Raw genomic sequence first — 20,115 nt, forward strand, 5'->3', positions numbered from 1 at the left:
GACACCGAAGGGGGCCGCGCCCGCCGGGTTCCGTACAGCGAACCCGGGGACGCGGCCCCTGCGTGTGTCCCGATGCCCCGGTCAGTACGTGAGGCCGTAGCCGACGGGGTGGAGCACCTGCGTGGGATCGTCCGCGCGCTGGACGGGCACGGGCAGCTTGCCCTCCGGGCGGGCGACGCCCGCGATGACCCGTACTGCCGCCCGCAGTTCGACATCCGTCCAGGAGTACGTGGCGAGGCTCGCCGCGTATCCGGTCCCGTCGAGACGGGCGATGTCGTACGGGTTGCGGATGGCGACGGCGATCACCGGGACGCCCGTTGCCGCGAGCGACCTGACCAGGGTGCGCTGCGAGCTGGTCATGGAGACGTTGTACGTGCCCACGACCACGGCGTCCTTGCCCTGTGCCGCCGCGACCGCCTCGGTGATCTTCGCCTGGGTGGGGGTGATGCCGGTGGACAGCGCCGTCGCGTTGAACCCGAGCTCGTCGAAGGCCGCGGCGAGCGTGCCGGTGGGTGGGCCCGTCGTACCGGACGGCGAGGCCGGATCGGCGCCGACCACCAGGATGTTCCGGTGGGAGCGCCGCGAAAGGGGCAACAGCGAACCGGGGTTGGCGAGCAGCGTGGTGGTGTGCTCGGCGATCCGGTCGGCGGCGGCGAGGTGTGAGGGGATGCCCACGACCCTGTCCACGCCCCGGCGGCTGACGAACGGGTCGCGGAACAGCCCGAGTTTCGCCTTCAGCCGCAGGATGCGCAGGATCGACTCCTCGATCCGCGCCTCGCTGATCTCCCCGCTCTTCACGGCCGCCAGGACGGCGTTCCAGGCGACGGCGAGGTCCGGCGGGTTCAGCAGCTGGTCGACGCCCGCCTTGAGCGCCAGCACGGGCACGCGGTCGTCGCCGTACTTCGTCCGTACCCCCTCCATGTTCAGCGCGTCGGTGACCACGACACCGTCGTATCCCAGCTCGTCGCGCAGCACCCCGGTGAGGATCGGACGCGAGAGCGTCGCAGGGTCCTCGGACGCGTCGAGCGCGGGGACCACGATGTGCGCGGTCATGATCGAGTCGATGCCCGCGGCGATCGCCGCCCGGAAGGGCGGGGCGTCCAGTTCGGCCCACTGCTCCCGGGTGTGGTGGATGTACGGGATGCCGGTGTGGCTGTCGGTGTTGGTGTCGCCGTGGCCGGGGAAGTGCTTGGCCGTGGCGGCGATACCGGCGCTCTGGTACCCCTTCACCTGCGCGGCGACGAGACCGGCCACCGACTGCGGGTCGGAGCCGAAGGAGCGCACGCCGATCACGGGGTTGGCCGGGTTGACGTTGACGTCGGCGTCCGGCGCGTAGTTCTGCCGGATACCGATGGCCGCCAGTTCGGCGCCCGCGATCCGGCCCGCGAGCCGGGCGTCGGAGAGCGAGCCGCCCGCTCCCAGCGCCATCGCGCCGGGCATCAGCGTGGCGGGTTCGCCGACCCGGCAGACGATGCCGTGCTCCTGGTCGGTGGAGATCAGCAGCGGTACGGGCGTGCGCTCGGCCAGTCCGGCCCGCTGGATGCCGTTGGAGAGCTCGGCGATCTGGTGCGGGTCGCGGGTGTTGTGCGCCCAGGCGAAGTAGATGATCCCGCCGACGTGGTACGTGGAGATCAGCTCGGCCGCCGTGCGCACCCCGATCTCGGTGAGGTTGGCATCGATGTCGGCCTGGTCGGGATCGGTGGCGGAGTGCCCGTACACCCGCATCACGAAGAGCTGGCCGACTTTCTCCTCCAGAGTCATCCTGGAGACGAGCCGTCCGAGGCGGTCGTGCGTGGCGGGGCCGGCGGACTCCTCGGCGGCGGCGCCAGGGGCGACGGCGCCTGTCGCTGCTGCCGCGGCGGTGACCGCGGCGGCGGTGAGGAGGGCGCGTCGGGAGGTGCGGTGGTGCACGTGAGCTCCTTCCGGTACTGAAAGAAACTTCCAAGACTGTACGGATATATGGAAAGTAACTACCAGTCAAGGGGACGGCCCGAGAAAGCGGTTCTCCTGCCGCGAAGTCACCGTCTTGTCCTCAATCGGAGGACGGCGTCGACTGCAGCCCGGCCGCCACGCTCCGTACCCGCAGCGCCTCCACCGCGGCCCTGATCGCGGGCCGCCGCGCCGCCTCCGTGCGCCACAGCGCGTACAGCCGCCGCACCGGTACGGGAGCGAGCCGTACCGCCACCACGCCCGCCGGCAGGGGCCCACGACCCAGCCGGGGGATCATCGCGACCCCGAGCCCGGCGGCGATCAGGGCCAGCTGGGTGTGGTTCTCCTCGGCCTGGTGCCTGATGTCCGGCTCGTACCCCGATGCCCGCAAGGTCCGTACGAGCCAGTCGTGGCAGACCGTCCCCGGTGGCTGGCAGATCCACCGCTCCCTGGCCAGCTCCTCGCGCCGCACCGCCGTGCGCCCGGCCAGCGGATGGCCCTCCGGTACCAGCAGATCGCACCGGTCGTCCCCGATCACGGCCTGGGCGACGCCTTCCGGGGCGGGCAGCGGGGCGATGTCCCAGTCGTGCGCGACCGCCAGATCGATCACACCCTTGGTCACCAGATCGACCGAGAGGTGCGGATCCACCTCGGTCAGCCGGGCCTCCAGCGCCGGATGTTCCCGGTCCAGCTCCGCCAGGACGCCGGGCAGCAGACCACGCGCCGCCGACGCGAAGGCCCCGATCGACAGCCGGCCCGTGGGCTGCCCCCTGCGCTCTTCGAGCGTCGTCTCCGCCTGCTCGACGATCGCGAGCAACTGCTTGGCGGCGGAGGCGAGATGGAGCGCCTCCTCGGTCAGTGCGACGCCCCGCCCGCGCCGTTCGAGCAGCGTCGTGCGGGTCTCTCGTTCCAGCTTGGTGATCTGCTGCGAGACGGCCGAGGGGGTGTAGCCGAGCGCGGCCGCGGCGCCCGCGACGGAACCATGGACGGAGATCGCGTGCAGGGCGCGCAGCCGGGAGAGATCGAGCACCGGAACCTCGCAGACCGAAGGGAAGCGTGGACGGAAAGCGTTAGCGACGCTCAATTGCACCATGAAGAAATCCGTGCTGGTGCTACCTGGTCCGCGGGCCCGATGCTCGGTGCATGCGCCCTCTCCACATCGCCCTGGCCGCACTGGTGGCCGCCGTCTGGGGTCTGAACTTCGTCGTCATCGAGATCGGCCTCGGCCACTTCCCGCCGCTGCTCTTCTCCGGTCTGCGCTTCCTCGTCGCCGCCCTGCCCGCGGTCTTCCTCGTGGGGCGCCCCAAGGTCGCCTGGAAGTGGATCATCGGCGTGGGCCTGGTCCTCGGAGTGGCGAAGTTCGGGCTGCTCTTCATCGGCATGGACCAGGGGATGCCCGCTGGACTCTCCTCGCTCGTCCTCCAGGTCCAGGCCGTCTTCACGGTGCTCTTCGCCGCTGTCGCCCTGGGCGAACGGCCCGGCGGGGTACGCGTGCTGGGGATGACCGTCGCCCTCGCCGGTATCGCGGTGGCCGCGGTCGACGAAGGGGCCGGCGGACCCGTGCTCGCGTTCGTCCTCGTGATCGCGGCAGCCGCCTGCTGGGGCGTGTCGAACGTCCTGACCCGCAAGGCCGCCCCGCCCGACGCCCTCAACTTCATGGTCTGGGTCTCGGTCGTGCCGGTCCTGCCGCTGCTGGGCCTCTCGCTGCTCTTCGAGGGCTGGGAGCGTGACGCCGAGGCCCTGGCCGCCCTCGACCGGAGCGGCGTGGGCAGCATCCTCTACGTTGCCTGGATCGCGACGGTCTTCGGGTTCGGGGCCTGGGGCTTCCTTCTGCGCCACCACCCGGCCTCGTCCGTCGCCCCGTTCACCCTGCTCGTGCCGGTGTTCGGCATGTCGTCTGCCGCGCTGCTGCTCGACGAGTCGGTGAGCCCGCTGCGGTGGTGCGCGGCGGCGCTGCTGGTCGGCGGGGTGGCGCTGACCTCCCTGGCGGGAGTGCGCCGCACCCGCCCGGCCCCCGCCGCGCCCGCCGATGCCCAGCCGGAACGCGTCTGAGCCACTGCGTATCCGGCCCGCTGTGTATCCGGCCCGCTGTGTCTCTGGCCCGCTGTGTCTCTGGCCCGCTGTGTCTCTGGCCCGCTGTGTCTCTGGCCCGCTGTGTCTCTGGCCCGCTGTGTCTCCGGTCCGCTGTGTCTCCGGCTTACTGCTTCGGCGCTCCCAGCCGCAGCAGGTGCTCGCGCCCCGCGGCCAGCAGCCCCGGCAGCTCCGTCGCCTCCGGGTGCCAGCGCTTCTCGTACTCCCAGCAGACCCAGCTGTCCGGGTCCAGCGTGTCCAGACAGGCGCCCAGCGGCAGCACGCCCGCGCCCAGTGCCAGGGGTTCCCTGTCGTCGGCGGACGCGATGTCCTTCACCTGTACGTAGCCCAGGTGCGGGGCCAGGACGGCGTGGCTGGCGACCGGGTCCTCGCCCGCCAGCCAGGTGTGCATGACGTCCCACAGCGCGCCGATGTGCTGGTGCCCGACGGTTCCCACCACTCGGGCGGTGTCCACGCCGGCCCGGTGCGAGTCGTGGGTCTCCAGCAGGACGCGTACGCCGTGGTCGGCGGCGTGCGGAGCGGCGGCGCCGAGCCGGCGGGCGGCCGTCGCGTCGGCCCTCGCGGGGTCCTGTTCGCCGCCGCCCGGGAAGACCCGGACGTACCGCGCGCCCAGGTCCCGGGCCAGCTCGACCAGCTGGGCGAGCTCGTCGATGACCGGTTCGTCGGCGCCCTCGGCCGCGACACGGACGTACCCGGCCAGGGACAGGATCTCCACCCCGCCGCGCCTGAACTCCTCGACGACTTCGGCGCGTTCGGCCGACGACAGCCCCAGGTGGACGGGCTCCTCCGGATGGGTGCGCAGCTCCACCCCCTGGTAGCCGTGACCGGCGGCGAGCCGGACCACGTCGGCGACGGGCATCCCGGGCACTCCGAGAGTCGAGAAAGCGAGCTTCACGTGCGTGTTCCTTCCGTCGGTCGGTGTACGGCTGTCCCGGAGCGGCAGGCGGAAACCTCGCCCGGCCTGCGACCTCAGCCCACCCGGGGCGGAGCGGTCGAGCCCCGCACCATCAGTTCGGCCGCGATCGTCGCGATGCCGCCGGGCGGCGGCGTCTCCTTGCCCATCGCGAGACGGCCGGCCCGGGCCCCCGCCTCGAACAGCGGCAGCCGTACGGTCGTGAGCGCGGGGGCCGCGTCCACCGAGAACGGCAGATCGTCGAAACCGGCCACCGACACGTCCTGAGGAATGCGCAGTCCCTGGTCGCGGATCGCGGCCCCGGCACCCAGCGCGACCGTGTCGTTGGCGGCGACGATCGCCGTCACGCCCGGGTCGCGGCGCAGGAGTTCGAGCGTGGCCTCGTAACCGGAGCGGCGGTCGTACGGGCCGTGGACGGTGAGGCGCTCCACGTCGGGGTGCGTGTCGGCGCCTCCCTCCTCCCCGTACAGCCCGGCCGCCCGCATCGCCTCGCGGTGACCCTCCAGCCGGTGGCGGGTGGTCGTGCGCTCGCGCGGGCCCGCGACGTAGCCGATCCGCCGGTGGCCGAGCGAGATGAGGTGTTCGGTCAGGCGCCGCCCGCCGCCCCGGTTGTCGAAGGCCAGGGAAGCGGCGACCGCGTCGCCGCCCGGGATCGGGGGCCGCCCGCAGAAGACGATCCGGGTACCCGCGTCCGCGAGCTTGGCCAGCTTCGCGGACATCGCGGCCTGGTGGACGGGGTCCTCCAGGGCGCCGCCGGTCAGGACCACGGCGGCCGCACGCTGGCGCTGGAGCAGGGTGAGATAGGTCAGCTCGCGTGCGGGGGAGCCGCCGGTGTTGCAGACGACGGCGAGCTTCTCCCCGCCCGCCCGGCCCGAACCGTCACCCGGTCCGCCGATCTCGGACTGGGCCGCTCCCGCCATGATCCCGAAGAACGGGTCGGCGATGTCGTTGACCAGGATGCCCACCAGGTCCGAGGTGGCCGCGGCGAGCGAACTGGCCGGACCGTTGAGCACGTAATCCAGGTCGTCCACCGCGCGCAGGACCCGTTCGCGCGTCGAGGCGGCGACGGGGTAGTTGCCGTTCAGGACGCGGGAGACCGTGGCCGGGGACACCCGGGCGCGAGCCGCCACGTCCGCCAGGGTGACTGTCATCGCTTTCCTCCGAGGAGTAATCAGGGCGCCCCCTCTTGTCCGGGCCGCTGTCGGCAGGCTAGCTTCATACCGTATAGAAAGCGCTTGCTACGTCTGTATGGAGGGAACTTCGTGACACGCAGGACAGTGCGCATCGCCATGAACGGCGTCACGGGTCGCATGGGATACCGGCAGCACCTGGTGCGCTCGATCCTCGCGATCCGCGAGCAGGGCGGCCTCGGCCTCGGCAACGGAGAGGTGCTGTGGCCCGAGCCGGTGCTCGTCGGCCGCCGGGCCCACGCACTGGAGGAGATGGCCGCGCAGCATGGTCTGACCGAGTGGTCGACGGACCTGGACGCGGTGCTCGCGGACGACAGCATCGACATCTACTTCGACGCGCAGGTCACCTCGGCCCGGGTCGAGGCGATCAAGAAGGCCATCGCGGCCGGCAAGCACGTCTACACCGAGAAGCCCACCGCCACGGACGTCGAAGGCGCCCTCGACCTGGCCCGGCTGGCCCGTGACGCCGGCATCAAGCACGGTGTGGTCCAGGACAAGATCTTCCTGCCGGGCCTGGTGAAGCTGAAGCGCCTCATCGACGGCGGCTTCTTCGGCGAGATCCTGTCCGTGCGCGGCGAGTTCGGCTACTGGGTCTTCGAAGGCGACTGGCAGGACGCCCAGCGCCCGTCGTGGAACTACCGCGCGGAGGACGGCGGCGGGATCGTCGTCGACATGTTCCCGCACTGGGAGTACGTCCTGCACGAGCTGTTCGGCAAGGTCACGACCGTCCAGGCGCACGTCCAGACGCACGTCCCGCAGCGCTGGGACGAGCAGGGCAAGCCCTACACCGCCACCGCCGACGACGCCGCCTACGGCACCTTCCAGCTGGCGAGCGGCGCGGTCGCCCAGATCAACTCCTCCTGGACCGTGCGCGTCAACCGCGACGAGCTCGTCGAGTTCCAGGTGGACGGCACCCACGGCTCCGCCGTCGCCGGACTGCGCAACTGCCGCGTCCAGCACCGCTCGGCCACCCCCAAGCCGGTCTGGAACCCGGACCTCCCCGTCACCGAGTCGTTCCGCGACCAGTGGCAGGAAGTCCCGGACAACGACGTCTTCGACAACGGCTTCAAGGCCCAGTGGGAGCTGTTCCTGCGCCACATCGTCCTCGACGAGCCCTACACCTGGGACCTCATGGCCGGTGCGCGCGGCGTCCAGCTCGCCGAGCTCGGCCTGAAGTCCTCCGCCGAGGGCCGGCGCTTCGACGTGCCGGAGCTGTCACTGTGACGATTCGGCTCCCACAGGGCCCGTACGAACCCCGGGCCACCCCGCTCGACCTCGCCCCCGGCAAGGCCGCGCTCACCTCCCGTACGGTCTTCTCCGCCGCCCATGTCGTCGCCGATCCGTACGCCGACATCAGCCCGGACGCACCGGCCGCCGTCGACTGGGACGCCACCCTCGCCTTCCGCCGCCACCTCTGGTCGCACGGCCTGGGAGTCGCCGAGGCCATGGACACCGCCCAGCGCGGCATGGGCCTGGACTGGGCGGGCGCCTCGGAGCTGATCCGCCGCTCGGCGGCCGAGGCCAAGGCCGTCGGCGGGCAGATCGCCTGCGGAGTGGGCACCGACCAGCTCACCGGACCCGCGACCCTCGCCGAGGTGCGCGCGGCGTACGAGGAGCAGCTCGCGCTGGTCGAGGAGAGCGGCGCCCAGGCCATCCTGATGGCCTCCCGCGCCCTGGCGGCGGTGGCGAAGGGGCCCGAGGACTACCTGGAGACGTACGCCCATCTCCTGCGCCAGGCCACGGAGCCGGTCGTCCTGCACTGGCTCGGCCCGATGTTCGATCCCGCGCTGGAGGGCTACTGGGGCAGCACCGACCTCGACGCCGCCACCGACACCTTCCTCAAGGTCATCGCCGAACACCCCGACAAGGTCGACGGCATCAAGATCTCGCTCCTGGACGCCGAGCGTGAGATCGATGTCCGCCGCCGTCTCCCTGGCGGAGTGCGGTGCTACACCGGCGACGACTTCAACTACCCGGAGCTGATCGCGGGCGACGAGCGGGGCTTCAGTCACGCACTGCTCGGCATCTTCGACCCGCTGGGCCCGCTGGCCGCGCACGCGGTACGGGTCCTGGACACCGGTGACACGGAAGGCTTCCGCGAACTCCTCGACCCCACGGTCGAGTTGTCCCGGCATCTGTTCCGGACGCCGACCCGCTTCTACAAGACGGGTGTCGTCTTCCTGGCCTGGCTCGCCGGGCACCAGGAGCACTTCACGATGGTCGGCGGCCTGCAGTCCGCGCGCTCACTGCCGCACCTGGCGAAGGCGTACGAACTCGCGGACCGACTGGGCCTGTTCCCCGATCCGCAGCTGGCCGAATCCCGGATGCGCGCGCTGCTGACGGTCCAGGGAGGTTCCCGATGAGCGATCTCACCCGGTTGAGCATCAACCAGGAGACCATCAAACAGTGGTCCCTGCCCGAGCTGGCGGAGGGCTGCGTCAAGGCGGGCATCGACAAGGTGGGCCTGTGGCGGGCCCCCGTCCAGGAGTACGGGGTGGAGCGCACCGCCCGCCTGCTGGGTGACGCGGGCCTCTCCGTCACGAGCCTCTGCCGGGGTGGGTTCTTCACCGCGACCGACCCGGCCGAACGGGCCCGCGCCCTGGACGACAACCGGGCGGCGGTGGACGAGGCGGCCGGCCTGTCCACCGACACCCTGGTCCTGGTCTCCGGCGGCCTCCCGGCCGGCAGCCGGGACCTGTACGGCGCCCGCGAGCGCATCGCGGACGCCCTCGCCGAACTGGCCCCGTACGCGGCCGAGCGCGGCGTACGCCTGGCCGTCGAACCGCTGCACCCGATGTTCGCGTCGGACCGCTGCGTCGTCTCCACGCTGTCCCAGGCCCTGGACATCGCGGAGCGCTTCCCCGCCGAGCAGGTCGGGGTGGTCGTCGACACCTACCACGTCTGGTGGGACGACCAGGCTCCCGCCCAGATCGCCCGTGCGGGCGCGGGCGGACGCATCCATTCCTTCCAGCTCGCGGACTGGATCACTCCCCTTCCGGCGGGGGTCCTGCTGGGCCGGGGCCAACTGGGCGAGGGGAGCGTGGACTTCCGCGCGTTCAGGCAGCAGGTCGAGGCGGCGGGCTTCGCCGGACCGATCGAGGTGGAGATCTTCAACGAGTCCCTGTGGGCCCGCGACGGCGCCGAGGTGCTCGCCGAAGTGGCCGCCCGGTACCAGGAACACGCCTGCTGAGAGCTCTGGGAGAGTCCCAGGAACGATCAAGGTAAAGAGATCGCAAAGGGGTGCAACCTTTACGTACCCCGCCTGGTCGTACTCGGCGTCGGGGCTTCTGGGGAGGGGTCCGGGGGGACGGGTAGACCCGACGGGGAGGGGAAAGCGAGGGGGTCCGGTCGAGAGACCGGGCCCGTTCCGCTTTCCGTCCGCTTTTCCGGTGCGGGAGGAGCCAGGGGCCTGAACCGGGCGGTGGCCCGCCCGGGGACGTGAGGCAGTTATCCCTGACCTGATCAGCCTGATCAGCCTGATCCGTTACGAGCTTGGCGCGGACAGTGAGCTCCGTCCGTACCGTACGGTGTCGAGGAGCGTTTCGAGGGCTGGCTGCTGCGGCAGGAGGCACTGGGCGGCGAGGTCCCGGCCGATGCGGAACCCGAATAGACCCGCCCCCTACACCGGACGGAACCGACAGCCATGTACGTCTCCCGCGTGCACGTCGAGAACATCAAATCGTTCAGTGGTCCGCGCGTCGTCGACCTGACGCTCACCCGCCCGGACGGTTCTCACGCCGGCTGGACGGTCCTCGCGGGACGGAACGGAGCGGGAAAGACGACACTGCTTCGGGCACTGGCCCTGAGCCTGAGCGGACCGGTGGCGGCGCGGGGCCTGGTCCAGAGCTTCGACAACTGGGTCACGCGGGGGGCGGACTCGGGCACTGCCGAGGCAGAAGTCGTCAGGGACGCGGTCTTCGACAGGTTCACTGCCTCCGGGCGAACCCAGAACCGCTTCTGGACAGGCATGCGATGGACATCCCCCGGCGACGGTGTCGGAGGACAGAGGACGGTCCAGCCGGCCCTGGAAGAAGTCAGGTACAAGCCCAGAGCGAAGAGTGCCCAGCGCGGCCCGTGGGCCGACAATCCGGTGGGCTGGTTCTGCGCCGCGTACGGGCCCTTCCGACGCATGGCCGGGGGCTCGGGCGAGGTGCAGCGTCTGATGCTGGCCTCCGGCCCGGTGGCCCGCCAGGCGAGCCTGTTCCACGAGGATGCCTCATTGGCCGAAGGGGTCGGCTGGCTGAGAGAGCAGCATCTACGCGCGCTCGAAGGCAGGGAGGGTGCCGCAGAGCTGAAGGCAGCGGCGCTCTCCGTTCTGGGAGACGAACTCCTTCCCGACGGCTATCGCGTCGAGGACGTCGACTCGGAGGGGCTGTGGGTCACACGCGACGGGCACCGCTACCCCTTGCGCGAGATGAGCGACGGGTTCCGCACGGTGGCCGCGCTCGTGGTCGACCTGCTGAAGCAGATCCACGACGCTTTCGGCGACGAGGCCTTCGGCGGAAGGGGAGGCGGACCCAGCCCTCTCCAGGTTCCCGGCGTCGTGATCATCGACGAGATCGACGCCCACCTCCACGTCACCTGGCAGCGCCGCATCGGCCCCTGGCTGACCACGCACTTCCCCAACATCCAGTTCATCGTCACGACCCACAGCCCGTACATCTGCCAGGCCGCCGATCCCGGCGGCCTGATCCGCCTGCCGGGCGTGGACGAGGATGCCGCGCCCGATGTCGTACCGGAGGACCTGTACGAGCGAGTGGTCTACGGCAGCGGTGACGATGCGGTGCTCTCCGACCTCTTCGGTCTCGACACCCCGTACTCCGAGCGGGCCGAGCATGTCCGTGCCGAGTTCGTTGCACTGGAGTCCAAGGTGTACGAGGGGGATACGTCACCGGACACGGTCGAGCGATACAAGAAGCTCAAGGACCTGCTCACCAGCTCCCCGACGGCACGTGTCCACGAGATGTCCGCCCACCTCCACCGCATTGCCGAGGAGATCGGAGACGGAGAGGGCGGCGGGACGGAGTGATCCGGCTACATCGCACCGATCTGCCACCGGACACGGCGACAGGCCTCAAGACGTACACCGAGCAGATCGAGCAGACCGCCGAGGGCGCCCGCAAGGTCAAGGCAGCCCGCTTGTGGGCCCACACCACCGTCCGCCGACGTGTCCGCGACGGCCTCCTGGCCACCCTCGCCGACATGGCGCCCGGCCACCAGCGCTGCATGTACTGCGGCGACAACCAGGGCACGGACATCGATCACTTCGAGCCGAAGAGCCTCGCTCCGGTGCGTACCTTCGAGTGGCTCAACCACTTGCTGGCCTGTGCGTACTGCAACAGCAACCAGAAGCGGAACGCCTTTCCTCGATCCGAAGGGGACGGCAGCCCGCTCCTTGTCGACCCCACCCTCCAGGACCCACTGGATCACTTGCGGTTGGTCCTGCCGCTGTGCACGTACAAAGGGCTGACGCCCCAAGGCGAGGCGTGCATAGACGTGTTCGGACTCAACTCACGCGGTGTCCTCGTCCATGGGCGCAGAACGGCCTACGCCACCGCCAAGCAGTCGGTCGAGCTGTGGCACATCGCCACGGACCGGGGACAGCACAGCAAGGCGGCGGAGGTCGCCCGAGTGGCCTGGGACCGCCCGCTCGCGGACGTCCTGGCGGGGATGTTCCACCAGTCCGGCCATCCGGCCGCGGAGCTGCTGTTCAGCGGTGAGGAGGAGACCCTTGGGCTCCTACGTGATCCGGCCCTGCGCGGAGCATTTCTGGCTCGCGCGTGACACCGGCCTGGCGACCCTGACTGCTGTGAGGACGAGTTCGCCGGGGCGCGTGTGATCAGGTAATGAGGTGCCCGTCCTTGACCGCCTCGACGAACGACGACCAGCCGACGGGGGAGAAGATGACGGCGGGGCCGGTGGGGGCCTTGCTGTCGCGGACGGGGACGGAGGCGTGTCCCTCCGCGACCTCAAGGCACTCCCCTTGACCGCCGCCGCTGTAGCTGGACTTGAACCACCCGGTGATGGTGGACGAGTCCGCGACGCTTCGCCTACTGCTGATCATGTTCGTGTTCCTCTGCTGCCGCCCGCACAAGGGCCAGTGATTCCTGGTGCGACAACGCGTCGCTCAGGGCGAGATCGTAGGCCGTTCGGCTGGATGCCACCAGGCCGGGATCGTCCATCAAGTTGCCTGTCTGGAAGCCTTCAACGTACGCCACCGGCGCCGAGTCAGCGAAGCTCATAAGCGTCAGTAGGCTCTCCTGAAGCGAGTGGGCCCCCACGCCGAATGGCAGCACGTGCAGCCGTAGCCGTCCGCTCTCGGCCATGTCCGCGATCTTGTTCAACTGCTGTGCCATGACCTGCGGTCCGCCAACGCACCGCCGAAGTACGGCCTCATCCAGCATCGTCCAGAGAACGGGGTGCAGCGGACCGTCGAGGACGCGGGCACGCTCTGTTCGAATGACAACGTCCTTGTCAACCTCTTCCCGCCGGTGGTTGGGCCGGTACGCCTGGAAGAGTGCACGCGCATAGCCGTCCGTCTGGAGCAGCCCCGGCACGAGCGAGAGCGCGAACTGCTGGATGAGCGTCGCCTGCGTCTCCAGCTCGGCCACGGCCGCGAAGTGGTCGGCGTACTTCGTGTCCAGGTCCTCCAGCCACCGGGCGAAGAACCCGTCCGTGCTGAGAGCGCGGTCGATCCGCCGCGCGTCCTCCGGGCTCGGCAGGCGCCGGCCCGCCTCGTAGTGGCTGATCAGCGTGGGCGAGCAGACCACCATCTCGCCCAGGGCCTCCTGTGTCAGCCCAGCCGCGATACGCCGCAGTTTCAGCTCCTCGCCGTACTTCTCCCGAGGCGTGCGTGCCCTTCGCTTCGTCCCCATGCGTTCCAACTCCCCGTCTTGACGGACGTGCTGTCATCCCCGACCCCCTGGCAGCGTAGCGACGCCCGACCCCACTCTGTGATGAGTTCGCTACAGAACGCTGCGGCTTTGGCGTCGGAGAGAACGAAACCCCCGCAGCCGCGGTGAACGGCCCGGGGGCACGGCCCCCTGAGAAAGCAGGCTGACATTGACGCACGCTATCGCCCGACTCCTCGAGCCGCTGCTGCGGCTCCTGCTCCCAAGCGGTAAGCGGCGACGGCCGCCGACCCTGTCCACCGACGTGTATCCGTACTCCTGCCCCTACGTAGGCGGGCCGACCGCGTACCGCACCGGTGAGCGTCCCCCGCGAGGAGAAGACAGCCCACTCGTCCGTCCCTACCTCGTCGCGCACGAGCGACAACTGGCCGAGGAAGCGGCCCGGATGGCTGCCGAAGAGCGACGCCGACGTGCGCGCCGGCGAACGCTGTGGCTCGCCGTGCACGGGGTGGACGTCGGACCCCGGTTCATCCACGGAGTCGAGGTCGCCGCGTGAACGGGGAAAGGCGCGATTCGCACGCGATCAGGCTGCTGCCATGGGCGGGGGCGGAGGGTAAGCCGTGCTACGTCCTCGGTGACGGCACCGGTTACGTCTCCCGGATGGCTGACGGCGTCGAGAGTGTCCAGCTCGGCATGGCGGGAGACCTGCTCGGCCACGCGGCCGACCTCCTTGCGGACCGGAAGGTCACGGGGGTGGAACTCCACTTCCTCGCCAGCCGGTTGAGTGAGTCGTTGCGGGAGGTCGTGCGGGTCGCGGAGAGCCGGGGTTCGCGGTTGAGCGCGACGGGACGCGATCCGGACAGGAACTGGCCGCAACATCGAGAACCGGACAGGGACAACCGGTGAGTCGGTCACTTGCTTGACGAGCCCCCGGACTGTCACCAAACCTGTTCACGCAGCTCAGCTCAGCGAACATGTGACAGTACGGGGGCTTACCGGATGGCCATTCCCAGGCCGAACACCAGCCAGTTCGAGGCGTTCACCACGAACCTCGCCTACGCCCGCAAGATGGTGGACGCGGGGCGGTATCTGGCCCCGTTCCAGCCGGGGACGGTCGATGTCGACGACTTCTACCGTGCCGCATGGGTGCAGGCCGTGGCGGCCATCGACCACTGGTTCCACGAGGAGCTCTTCCGACGCGTGGCCGAACTGGCCGCCAAGGACAGCCCTGAGATGCCACTCCAGCTCCGCAACTACGAGATCCCTCTGCACCGGGTCGAGGCCGTGCAGCGTGGTGATGTCACGCTTGCCGACGTGGTCGTCGAGCACGTCAAGGAGAGGTGGGGCAACGCCTCACTCCAGAATCCGCGCGCCATCTCCGATGTACTGAGGCTCGTGACGGAGAAGAACATCTGGCAGGGCGCAGCCGCGCAGATCAACAGCTGGCAGGGCGGTCGCACCGCGTACACGGACAAGACGCTGAAGGCGCAGTTCATGAGCATCACCACCCGCCGCAACAAGATCGCGCACGACGCGGATCTGGTGGCCGGGGACCTCAAGCAGCGGCGCCCCATCACCGAGCCCGACGTGACGGACGCGATCAACTGGATCGACCGCATCGCCCTCGCCATGGCGCACGTACTCGACGAGTAGGCAAGGTTCGCTACGAGTTCTCCGGGGCGAAGTCCTGGCCGAAGCGGTAGCCGCGCAGGCAGTAGTCGAAGCCGGACTCGGCGAAGAGGTCCGCGTCCTTGCTGCGGCAGTACTCCGCCAGGCCCTCGGACACGTGCCAGTGCGTGCCGTCGTACCAGAACACGCCGCCCGCGTAGTGAATCGTCCGGCCCGTCGCGGAGTCCGTGAGGTTCAGCGACTCGTAGTTCTCGGGACGGTCGCGGACCAGGGCGACGAGTGATTCGGGGACGCCGTCGTAGAGGGACTCCTGGAGGGCGAAATCCTCCTCGGCGTACAGATTCAGATCCGACTCGTGGTCGAACGTCAGCAGCAGTACACGGCCGTCTTCCGCGAAGTACCAGACCGCGGACTGACCGCCGCGGTCGTTCCAGGCCAGCCGGTGTGCGCCGGGCACCGTCACCGGTTCGACCTCGGCGAGCCGGTCCATGACGGTCGCACGGCGCCGCACTGCAGGGAGGGGTGTCGCTGCCAGGGCGTCCCACGTCGCGTTACTCATTCCGGCAGGGTATCCACGGCCTATGACAAGGCAGGCACGGACTGCTTCGCCGCCCGCCACATCGCCTCACCCGGTCAACGGGGGACGCGGCCCCGAGCCATCCGGCGGACTCTCGGGTCAGATACCCACGGCCGAGACATCGGCTCCGGGCAGTATGGCTGCGTATGCCTCGATGTCGTCGGCGTCGGAGGTCAGCACGGCGCCTCCGCCGTGTGCGGCGGCGACGAAGACGGCCAGCGCATCCACCGGGTCGGGACGTTTCTTGGGAGGAAGCACGGCAGCACCGATCATGTCGCCGATCGTTTTCCAGTCCTCGATGGCCATTCCCCCCGCACAGGGAAGGCAACGGGGCGTCTGGTCCAAGGGGGAGCGGGTCCTGGCTCCGGGGTATACGACGACCTCGGCGAGAAGGCGCTTCCATGCGTAGGCGGTCTTCGGGCTTGTTCGCCAGGCCTGGGAAAGGGCGGGGCCGGGGACGATGGGCTGGTGTCCACCGGCTGCGACGAAGCCCTTGTGCAGGATGTGTGCCCGGCGGTCCTGGCTCACCAGCGCCATCAGCATCCCGGTGTCGTAGACGACGACGGTCACGCGGCGGCCTCGTCGCGGGAGGGCCGGCCGAGGATTGCTTCGATCTCCGCCCGTTCTTCCCTGGTCGGTTCGATTTCGTCGCCCGCCCACGTGCCGGTGCCTGCTTGTTCTTCGGCCTCCGCGCGGGCCTCCTCGAACGGCTTGAAGATCCTCCTGACGCGATCCTGCTGGTCCATCTGCGCTTGGGCGGCGATCGTGAGGAACGTGGAGACATCGAGTCCGGCGTCCGCCGCGTGCTCTCTGATTCGGTCGCGGACCTCGGCCGACATACTGATCGAAAAGCGCTCGGTTGCCATACCGCCACCGTAACACTGAGTGTTACGCGATGCCTCGGGTTCGGCGCAGGTCGGCTTCCGGCGCAGCCCACTCGATGTCAGCCCCGCCCGGTACCGTCACGGGCATGTCCACCAGGTCCTCCACGACGCCCTCCACGACATCGTCCATGCCGAACACGGCCGTTCTCGAAGGCGTACTTGAGCGGATCACCTACGTCAACGAGGAGAACGGGTACACCGTCGCTCGCGTCGACACAGGGCGTGGCGCCAACGACCTCCTCACGGTGGTCGGTTCGCTGCTCGGGGCGCAGCCCGGCGAGTCCCTGCGGATGGAGGGGCGCTGGGGCTCCCATCCGCAGTTCGGCAAGCAGTTCACCGTCGAGAACTACACGACGATCCTGCCCGCCACCATCCAGGGCATCCGCCGCTACCTCGGCTCCGGGCTGATCAAGGGCATCGGCCCCGTCATGGCGGACCGCATCACCACCCACTTCGGCGTCGACACCCTCGACATCATCGAGCAGGAGCCGAAGCGGCTGGTCGAGGTCCCGGGACTCGGCCCGAAGCGGACGAAGATGATCGCCGTGGCCTGGGAGGAGCAGAAGGCGATCAAGGAGGTCATGGTCTTCCTCCAGAGCGTCGGCGTCTCCACCTCCATCGCCGTCCGCATCTACAAGAAGTACGAGGACGCCTCGATCTCCGTCGTGAAGAACCAGCCCTACCGGCTGGCCGCCGACGTCTGGGGCATCGGCTTCCTCACCGCCGACAAGATCGCCCAGGCCGTCGGCATCCCCCACGACAGCCCGGAGCGGGTCAAGGCCGGCCTGCAGTACGCCCTGTCGCAGTCGACCGACCAGGGGCACTGCTTCCTCCCCGAGGAGCGGCTCATCGCGGACGCCGTGAAACTGCTCCAGGTCGATACGGGACTGGTCATCGACTGCCTCGCCGAGCTGGCGGAGGACCCGGAGGGTGTCGTACGGGAGAAGGTGCCGGGGCCCGAGGACGGACAGCCGGTCACCGCCGTGTACCTGGTGCCCTTCCACCGCGCCGAGATCGCCCTCGCCGCGCAGGTGCAGCGGCTGCTGCGGACGCCGGAGGACCGGATGCCGTCCTTCCAGGACGTGGACTGGGACAAGGCGCTGGCCTGGCTGGCGCAGCGCACGGGGGCCAAGCTCGCCCCCGAGCAGGAGGCGGCCGTCCGGCTCGCGCTCAGCCGGAAGGTCTCCGTCCTCACCGGCGGCCCCGGCTGCGGCAAGTCGTTCACCGTCAGGTCCGTGGTCGAGCTGGCCCGGGCCCGTAAGGCGAAGGTCGTGCTGGCGGCCCCCACCGGGCGCGCGGCGAAACGGCTCTCGGAGCTGACCGGCGCCGAGGCGTCCACCGTGCACCGGCTGCTCGAACTGAAGCCGGGCGGGGACGCGGCGTACGACAGGGACCGTCCGCTCGACGCCGACCTCGTCGTCGTCGACGAGGCGTCGATGCTCGATCTGCTGCTCGCCAACAAGCTCGTGAAGGCGGTGGCACCCGGTGCACACCTCCTGCTGGTGGGTGACGTCGACCAGCTTCCCTCCGTCGGCGCGGGGGAGGTGCTGCGCGATCTGCTCTCCGAGGGAAGCCCGGTGCCGGCCGTCCGGCTGACGACGATCTTCCGGCAGGCCCAGCAGTCGGGCGTCGTCACCAACGCCCACCGGATCAACTCCGGTCTGCCGCCCCTGACCCAGGGGCTGTCCGACTTCTTCCTCTTCGTGGAGGACGAGACCGAGGACGCTGGTGTGCTCGCGGTGGACGTCGCGGCCCGCCGGATCCCCGCCAAGTTCGGCCTCAATCCCCGCCGTGACGTGCAGGTTCTCGCTCCGATGCACCGGGGCCCCGCCGGTGCGGGTCATCTCAACGGCCTGCTTCAGCAGGCGATCACGCCGGGCCGCCCGGACCTGCCCGAGAAGCGGTTCGGCGGCCGGGTCTTCCGGGTGGGCGACAAGGTCACGCAGATCCGCAACAACTACGAGAAGGGGGAGAACGGCGTCTTCAACGGCACGGTCGGCGTCGTCACCTCCCTCGACGTGGACGAGCAGAAGCTGACGGTCCTCACGGACGAGGACGAGGAGATTCCGTACGATTTCGACGAGCTCGACGAGCTGGCCCACGCCTACGCCATGACCATCCATCGCTCCCAGGGCAGCGAGTACCCGGCGGTCGTCATCCCCGTCACCACCAGCGCCTGGATGATGCTCCAGCGGAATCTGCTCTACACGGCTGTGACCAGGGCGAAGAAGCTGGTCGTGCTGGTCGGGTCGCGCAAGGCCATCGGGCAGGCGGTCCGCACGGTTTCCGCAGGCAGACGCTGTACGGGGCTGGATTTCCGGCTGCGGGGCGGCCCCGTCGAAGACTTCGCGCAGACCGCGCACAAAAATGATCGATCAAATCGGTGGGAAACATCACGGAGGGCTTCCGGAACCGGATGGGAGGGGGCAGGATGAGTAAGTTGGCGGCACTCAGTGCCGCCAGTAGGTCCAATGGACGACCCCGAGTGCACTCTCCTGAGCCAAATGGGGGAGGGTGGAAGACAGTCAGGGCACCTCGAAGAAGAGGCACTACGTCGGTGAGGGATGACGTGAGCGAGCAGACCAACAATGCTGTAGTACTGCGGTACGGCGATGACGAGTACACCTACCCGGTGATCGACAGCGCCGTCGGCGACAAGGGCTTCGACATCGGGAAGCTCCGGGCCAATACCGGCCTGGTGACGCTGGACAGCGGATACGGCAACACCGCCGCGTACAAGTCCGCCATCACCTACCTCGACGGTGAGCAGGGCATCCTGCGGTACCGCGGCTACCCGATCGAGCAGCTGGCCGAGGAGTCGACCTTCCTTGAGGTGGCCTACACGCTGATCAACGGTGAGCTTCCCAAGGCCGACGAGCTGTCGGACTTCAAGAACGAGATCACCCAGCACACGCTGCTGCACGAGGACGTCAAGCGGTTCTTCGACGGCTTCCCGCGCGACGCGCACCCGATGGCCATGCTGTCCTCGGTCGTCAGCGCGCTGTCCACGTTCTACCAGGACAGCCACAACCCGTTCGACGAGGAGCAGCGCCACCTCTCGACGATCCGGCTGCTGGCCAAGCTCCCGACGATCGCCGCGTACGCGTACAAGAAGTCGATCGGTCACCCGTTCGTCTACCCGCGCAACGACCTCGGCTACGTCGAGAACTTCCTGCGGATGACGTTCTCGGTCCCGGCCCAGGAGTACGTGCCGGACCCGGTCGTCGTCTCGGCGCTGGAGAAGCTGCTCATCCTGCACGCGGACCACGAGCAGAACTGTTCGACCTCCACTGTGCGTCTCGTCGGCTCCTCGCAGGCGAACATGTTCGCCTCGATCTCCGCCGGCATCTCGGCGCTGTGGGGCCCTCTGCACGGTGGCGCCAACCAGTCGGTGCTGGAGATGCTGGAAGGCATCCAGGCCAACGGCGGCGACGTCGACTCCTTCATCCAGAAGGTCAAGAACAAGGAGGACGGCGTCCGCCTGATGGGCTTCGGCCACCGGGTGTACAAGTCCTTCGACCCGCGCGCCAAGATCATCAAGGCTGCGGCGCACGACGTGCTGTCCTCGCTCGGCAAGTCCGACGAGCTGCTGGACATCGCGCTCAAGCTGGAGGAGCACGCGCTCTCCGACGAGTACTTCGTCTCGCGCAACCTCTACCCGAACGTGGACTTCTACACCGGCCTGATCTACCGGGCCATGGGCTTCCCGAGCGAGATGTTCACCGTGCTCTTCGCGATCGGACGGCTGCCGGGCTGGATCGCCCAGTGGCACGAGATGATCAAGGAGCCGGGATCGCGCATCGGCCGCCCGCGCCAGATCTACACCGGCGAGGTCCTGCGCGACTTCGTCCCGGTCGAGGGTCGCTGACCCCGATCCTCCGCGGAGCTTTCCGGTACGACTGACTCTGCCGCACCTGGCCCTCCCCCGGGCCGTCTGTCTTCGCCCCGCGTACCGCGCTTTCGCACAGAGCGCGGTGTCCGGGGCGATTCGGCGTTTCAGGGGTGCGCGGGGGGCGAGTGGCGCCCGTACGTACGGCGGGGAGAAAGCGAG

20 protein-coding genes and 1 pseudogene are annotated in these 20,115 nt (G+C 69.5%); 11 read left to right on the forward strand and 10 right to left on the reverse strand.

The window, feature by feature from the left end; genetic code table 11:
• Nucleotides 1–81 precede the first annotated feature (81 nt).
• Both F0344_RS23480 and F0344_RS23485 read right to left on the reverse strand, forming a co-directional pair.
• Nucleotides 82–1,911, reverse strand: coding sequence for a glycoside hydrolase family 3 protein (locus F0344_RS23480; protein WP_185300681.1), 1,830 nt, complete (start codon nt 1,909–1,911; stop codon nt 82–84).
• A 121-nt stretch (nt 1,912–2,032) separates the two neighbouring features.
• Complete coding sequence (locus F0344_RS23485; protein WP_185302849.1) at nt 2,033–2,959, reverse strand: LysR family transcriptional regulator; 927 nt, start codon at nt 2,957–2,959, stop codon at nt 2,033–2,035.
• A 113-nt stretch (nt 2,960–3,072) separates the two neighbouring features.
• Here F0344_RS23485 and F0344_RS23490 point away from each other — a divergent pair, with 113 nt between their 5' ends.
• The gene (locus tag F0344_RS23490; protein ID WP_185300682.1) at nt 3,073–3,981 is read left to right on the forward strand and encodes an EamA family transporter; all 909 of its coding nucleotides are present in this window, start codon (nt 3,073–3,075) and stop codon (nt 3,979–3,981) included.
• 145 nt (nt 3,982–4,126) lie between these two features.
• Here the strand turns inward: F0344_RS23490 and F0344_RS23495 are convergent, their stop codons facing one another.
• Together F0344_RS23495 and F0344_RS23500 are read right to left on the reverse strand one after the other, a co-directional pair.
• Nucleotides 4,127–4,915 (reverse strand): sugar phosphate isomerase/epimerase family protein, encoded by a 789-nt coding sequence (locus tag F0344_RS23495; protein WP_185300683.1) that lies wholly within the window; start codon nt 4,913–4,915, stop codon nt 4,127–4,129.
• 74 nt (nt 4,916–4,989) lie between these two features.
• Entirely contained in the window at nt 4,990–6,084 is a 1,095-nt protein-coding gene (locus tag F0344_RS23500) for a LacI family DNA-binding transcriptional regulator (protein WP_185300684.1), read from the reverse strand.
• Nucleotides 6,085–6,195: 111 nt separating this feature from the next.
• Here F0344_RS23500 and F0344_RS23505 point away from each other — a divergent pair, with 111 nt between their 5' ends.
• The 5 genes from F0344_RS23505 to F0344_RS23525 all read left to right on the forward strand — a co-directional run bounded on the left by F0344_RS23505 (nt 6,196) and on the right by F0344_RS23525 (nt 11,907).
• Complete coding sequence (locus F0344_RS23505) at nt 6,196–7,347, forward strand: Gfo/Idh/MocA family protein (RefSeq protein ID WP_185300685.1); 1,152 nt, start codon at nt 6,196–6,198, stop codon at nt 7,345–7,347.
• On the forward strand, nt 7,344–8,486 hold the full coding sequence (locus F0344_RS23510; protein WP_185300686.1) for a dihydrodipicolinate synthase family protein: 1,143 nt from the start codon (nt 7,344–7,346) through the stop codon (nt 8,484–8,486). The genes F0344_RS23505 and F0344_RS23510 overlap by 4 nt, the downstream gene beginning before the upstream one ends.
• Nucleotides 8,483–9,313, forward strand: a complete 831-nt coding sequence (locus F0344_RS23515; RefSeq protein WP_185300687.1) for a sugar phosphate isomerase/epimerase family protein — start codon at nt 8,483–8,485, stop codon at nt 9,311–9,313. The genes F0344_RS23510 and F0344_RS23515 overlap by 4 nt, the downstream gene beginning before the upstream one ends.
• Before the next feature lie 453 nt (nt 9,314–9,766).
• Nucleotides 9,767–11,152, forward strand: a complete 1,386-nt coding sequence (locus F0344_RS23520; protein ID WP_185300688.1) for an AAA family ATPase — start codon at nt 9,767–9,769, stop codon at nt 11,150–11,152.
• A complete protein-coding gene (locus F0344_RS23525; protein WP_258050070.1) occupies nt 11,149–11,907 on the forward strand; it encodes an HNH endonuclease in 759 nt (252 codons plus the stop codon). Before F0344_RS23520 ends, F0344_RS23525 begins: the two co-directional genes overlap by 4 nt.
• Before the next feature lie 55 nt (nt 11,908–11,962).
• Here F0344_RS23525 and F0344_RS23530 read toward each other — a convergent pair whose 3' ends face one another.
• Nucleotides 11,963–12,187 carry a DUF397 domain-containing protein gene (locus F0344_RS23530; protein ID WP_185300689.1) on the reverse strand — a complete coding sequence of 75 codons (225 nt, stop codon included), beginning with the start codon at nt 12,185–12,187 and terminating at the stop codon, nt 11,963–11,965.
• Complete coding sequence (locus F0344_RS23535) at nt 12,174–12,998, reverse strand: helix-turn-helix domain-containing protein (protein WP_185302851.1); 825 nt, start codon at nt 12,996–12,998, stop codon at nt 12,174–12,176. Before F0344_RS23535 ends, F0344_RS23530 begins: the two co-directional genes overlap by 14 nt.
• 187 nt (nt 12,999–13,185) lie before the next feature.
• Here F0344_RS23535 and F0344_RS23540 point away from each other — a divergent pair, with 187 nt between their 5' ends.
• The 3 genes from F0344_RS23540 to F0344_RS23550 all read left to right on the forward strand — a co-directional run bounded on the left by F0344_RS23540 (nt 13,186) and on the right by F0344_RS23550 (nt 14,627).
• On the forward strand, nt 13,186–13,530 hold the full coding sequence (locus F0344_RS23540; protein ID WP_308460986.1) for a hypothetical protein: 345 nt from the start codon (nt 13,186–13,188) through the stop codon (nt 13,528–13,530).
• Nucleotides 13,527–13,880: a hypothetical protein gene (locus tag F0344_RS23545; protein ID WP_185300690.1), complete on the forward strand. Its 354-nt coding sequence runs from the start codon at nt 13,527–13,529 to the stop codon at nt 13,878–13,880. The genes F0344_RS23540 and F0344_RS23545 overlap by 4 nt, the downstream gene beginning before the upstream one ends.
• A gap of 93 nt (nt 13,881–13,973) precedes the next feature.
• The gene (locus tag F0344_RS23550; protein ID WP_185300691.1) at nt 13,974–14,627 is read left to right on the forward strand and encodes a hypothetical protein; all 654 of its coding nucleotides are present in this window, start codon (nt 13,974–13,976) and stop codon (nt 14,625–14,627) included.
• Between the two features lie 10 nt (nt 14,628–14,637).
• Here the strand turns inward: F0344_RS23550 and F0344_RS23555 are convergent, their stop codons facing one another.
• From F0344_RS23555 to F0344_RS36045, 4 genes are all read right to left on the reverse strand, one after another.
• Nucleotides 14,638–15,162: a hypothetical protein gene (locus F0344_RS23555; protein WP_185300692.1), complete on the reverse strand. Its 525-nt coding sequence runs from the start codon at nt 15,160–15,162 to the stop codon at nt 14,638–14,640.
• Nucleotides 15,163–15,279: 117 nt separating this feature from the next.
• Nucleotides 15,280–15,750 (reverse strand): hypothetical protein, encoded by a 471-nt coding sequence (locus F0344_RS23560; protein WP_185300693.1) that lies wholly within the window; start codon nt 15,748–15,750, stop codon nt 15,280–15,282.
• Nucleotides 15,747–16,046: a hypothetical protein gene (locus tag F0344_RS23565; RefSeq protein ID WP_185300694.1), complete on the reverse strand. Its 300-nt coding sequence runs from the start codon at nt 16,044–16,046 to the stop codon at nt 15,747–15,749. The genes F0344_RS23560 and F0344_RS23565 overlap by 4 nt, the downstream gene beginning before the upstream one ends.
• A 22-nt stretch (nt 16,047–16,068) precedes the next feature.
• A complete protein-coding gene (locus F0344_RS36045; protein ID WP_258050071.1) occupies nt 16,069–16,194 on the reverse strand; it encodes a hypothetical protein in 126 nt (41 codons plus the stop codon).
• Here F0344_RS36045 and recD2 point away from each other — a divergent pair.
• Both recD2 and F0344_RS23575 read left to right on the forward strand, forming a co-directional pair.
• Nucleotides 16,193–18,415, forward strand: a pseudogene (gene recD2 / locus F0344_RS23570) (SF1B family DNA helicase RecD2); the annotation flags it as partial. The gene F0344_RS36045 and the pseudogene recD2 sit on opposite strands and share 2 nt — an antisense overlap.
• A gap of 218 nt (nt 18,416–18,633) precedes the next feature.
• The gene (locus F0344_RS23575; RefSeq protein ID WP_185300695.1) at nt 18,634–19,932 is read left to right on the forward strand and encodes a citrate synthase; all 1,299 of its coding nucleotides are present in this window, start codon (nt 18,634–18,636) and stop codon (nt 19,930–19,932) included.
• Nucleotides 19,933–20,115: the final 183 nt, after the last annotated feature.

It is taken from the genome of Streptomyces finlayi (assembly GCF_014216315.1).
Taxonomy (GTDB): Bacteria; Actinomycetota; Actinomycetes; order Streptomycetales; family Streptomycetaceae; genus Streptomyces; species Streptomyces finlayi_A.

Coding starts and splice junctions, on each gene's coding strand:
- F0344_RS23555 (WP_185300692.1), bottom strand. CDS start 15,162: ATGAGTAACGCGACGTGGGACGCCCTGGCAGCGACACCCCTCCCTGCA.
- F0344_RS23490 (WP_185300682.1), top strand. CDS start 3,073: ATGCGCCCTCTCCACATCGCCCTGGCCGCACTGGTGGCCGCCGTCTGG.
- F0344_RS23530 (WP_185300689.1), bottom strand. CDS start 12,187: ATGATCAGCAGTAGGCGAAGCGTCGCGGACTCGTCCACCATCACCGGG.
- F0344_RS23520 (WP_185300688.1), top strand. CDS start 9,767: ATGTACGTCTCCCGCGTGCACGTCGAGAACATCAAATCGTTCAGTGGT.
- F0344_RS36045 (WP_258050071.1), bottom strand. CDS start 16,194: ATGGACGATGTCGTGGAGGGCGTCGTGGAGGACCTGGTGGACATGCCC.
- F0344_RS23500 (WP_185300684.1), bottom strand. CDS start 6,084: ATGACAGTCACCCTGGCGGACGTGGCGGCTCGCGCCCGGGTGTCCCCG.
- F0344_RS23515 (WP_185300687.1), top strand. CDS start 8,483: ATGAGCGATCTCACCCGGTTGAGCATCAACCAGGAGACCATCAAACAG.
- F0344_RS23565 (WP_185300694.1), bottom strand. CDS start 16,046: ATGGCAACCGAGCGCTTTTCGATCAGTATGTCGGCCGAGGTCCGCGAC.
- F0344_RS23550 (WP_185300691.1), top strand. CDS start 13,974: ATGGCCATTCCCAGGCCGAACACCAGCCAGTTCGAGGCGTTCACCACG.
- F0344_RS23535 (WP_185302851.1), bottom strand. CDS start 12,998: ATGGGGACGAAGCGAAGGGCACGCACGCCTCGGGAGAAGTACGGCGAG.